The 1,683-nt window shown below is 61.6% G+C and carries 1 protein-coding gene and 1 tRNA gene; one reads left to right on the top strand and one right to left on the bottom strand.

Features of this window, described 5'->3' with window-relative positions; translation table 11 throughout:
- Nucleotides 1-67: 67 nt before the first annotated feature.
- Nucleotides 68-1,507: a recombinase family protein gene (locus QN347_RS21025; protein ID WP_416350900.1), complete on the top strand. Its 1,440-nt coding sequence runs from the start codon at nt 68-70 to the stop codon at nt 1,505-1,507.
- Here the strand turns inward: QN347_RS21025 and QN347_RS19175 are convergent.
- A tRNA-Met gene (locus QN347_RS19175) sits at nt 1,464-1,540 on the bottom strand. The two genes, QN347_RS21025 and QN347_RS19175, sit on opposite strands and share 44 nt — an antisense overlap.
- Nucleotides 1,541-1,683 lie beyond the last annotated feature (143 nt).

Raw genomic sequence — 1,683 nt, 5'->3', positions numbered from 1 at the left:
ACCACAGTGCTTGCACCGTTGCTAACCTCTCAGGTCAGACGCACGCCGAATAGATGACCGTCGCCGGATGGATACGTTCCGGCTGTATCAGGTGACGGTCCATACGGCTTCAATCGGTCGCATCGACGACCTCGTATTCGCCTTCAAAGCCATTATCGGCGAACAGCAGCGAATACGCATCGCGTACACGACACGCCGCGGCCTAAAGGGCAAGGCGCGCCGCGGCGGCGTGACCGGCGGGAAAGTTCTGGGTTACCGACGTGAGATCACCGGACAGGACGCAGGCGGGCGCGACGTTGACCGGCTTGCGATCGACGAGCCGCAGTCCGAGCTGGTACAGCGCATCTTCAACCTTTATTCCGAGGGACAGAGCCTGAAGCAGATCTGCGCGAGCTTGAACCGGGATCGCATCCCCTCCCCGCGCGCTCGAGAGCGTGGAAAATACAACGCACGCGTCTGGAACCCGACGACTCTGTCGGGCGACCCGAGCCTCGGCGAGGGCATCCTCAACAACGAGATTTATATCGGGCGCCGTATCTTCAACCGTCGGATCTGGGTCGAGGTACCCGATGACAATCGCGGCTTTTCGCGCCGCCCGCGCCGCAACCCCGAAACGGAGCGGATCATCAATGATCAGCCAGAGTTGCGCATCATCGACCAGGCACTGTGGGATGCGGTGAAGGTCCGGCAGAAAGAAGCGCGCGCCGCGCGCGACGCGAAGTACAAGCTGACGGGCAATCAGCTGGCGGGCGCAAAGCGCCCTGCCCACCTACTGTCCGGGCTCGTCACATGCGGAGCTTGCGAGGCGCCCTTCCTCGCGACCGGTGCCGGCCGTTGGCGCTACAAGGGTCATCGCACCGGGACCTGCACCAACGGGTCTATCACGGCGCGGGAACTCGAGGAGCGCGCATTGGCTGGCATCCGCGACCGGCTTCTGACCCCGGAAATCATCCGTCGCTGCGCCGCGAAGCTCCAGACGGAGCTCGAGGCGATGCATCGCGCCAACCATGCAGATCGCCATCACGTAGAAGGCGAGCTTGTCGAGACGCGCCGGCGCATCGCCAAGCTCGTGTCGCGGATCGAGGAAGACGACGATGCGCCGCGCGCATTGACCGTCTGTTTTACGGAACTTGAGACGATCGAGGCAGGCTTGAAGATTGCTCTAGTCAAAGCACCTGAGCCGACGGTCGTGCGGCTGCCGGCGAACTATGAAACCGTCTATAGGCGGGCGGTCGCCGAACTCGAGACACATCTGTCCTCAAGCGATGGCGCGGTCGCTCGGCAAGCGATCCGACCAATCATCGAGAAGATCGTTGTGCAGCCTGGGCGCGCGCGCGGCGGGAAGCGTCGCCCAATTCAGCTTTACGGCGACCTGTACCAAATGCTGGAATTTGCGCAGAGTGCGTGTGCCCCAAACGCACAAAAGCCCCGTCCGATGAGGAACGGGGCTTTTGTGATACCGTTGGTTGCGGGGACAGGATTTGAACCTGTGACCTTCAGGTTATGAGCCTGACGAGCTACCGGGCTGCTCCACCCCGCGACAGGGATTTTGTATGCTTTGCTCGCGAGCGCGAGCGGGTTTTAGATGACATGTGATGGGTTCTCGTGAGAGACACGAACGTTTTGTGTTCACCGGCTTCAATGCCTGGCGACGACCTACTCTTCCATCGCTTAAGCGATAGT

It is taken from the genome of Sphingomonas sp. 10B4 (genome assembly GCF_035019905.1).
Taxonomy (GTDB): domain Bacteria; phylum Pseudomonadota; class Alphaproteobacteria; order Sphingomonadales; family Sphingomonadaceae; genus Sphingomonas; species Sphingomonas glacialis.
The sequence above is the reverse complement of the archived record's forward strand: the minus strand, read 5'-3'. Positions and strand labels throughout refer to the sequence as shown.

Coding starts and splice junctions, on each gene's coding strand:
- QN347_RS21025 (WP_416350900.1), top strand. CDS start 68: ATGGATACGTTCCGGCTGTATCAGGTGACGGTCCATACGGCTTCAATC.